This is a genomic window from Streptomyces cyaneofuscatus, assembly GCF_000718135.1.
Classification (GTDB): Bacteria; Actinomycetota; Actinomycetes; order Streptomycetales; family Streptomycetaceae; genus Streptomyces; species Streptomyces cyaneofuscatus.
In genome coordinates this window covers 1-256 of the sequence record NZ_JOEM01000102.1, presented here as the reverse complement: position 1 = coordinate 256, position 256 = coordinate 1, and the positions used below count along the sequence as shown (strand labels likewise).

1 protein-coding gene is annotated in these 256 nt (G+C 64.5%); it reads right to left on the bottom strand.

What is annotated here, in order from left to right:
* The coding region (locus IF17_RS01000000136990) for a carbamoyl phosphate synthase preATP-grasp domain-containing protein (RefSeq protein ID WP_032773235.1) at positions 1–256 on the bottom strand (256 nt) is incomplete at both ends.

Genomic DNA, 256 nt, shown 5'->3' with positions numbered 1-256 from the left:
CGTCGAGACCGTCTCCGGGTTGCAGTTGACCATCACGGTCTCGTACCCGGCGTCGGAGAGGGCGAAGGAAGCATGGACACAGGAGTAGTCGAACTCGATGCCCTGCCCGATCCGGTTCGGACCCGACCCCAGGATGATCACCGCGGGCTTGGTGCGGGACGCGACCTCGGATTCCTCGTCGTAGGAGGAGTAGAAGTACGGGGTCTTCGCCGCGAACTCCGCCGCACACGTATCCACCGTCTTGTACACCGGCCGG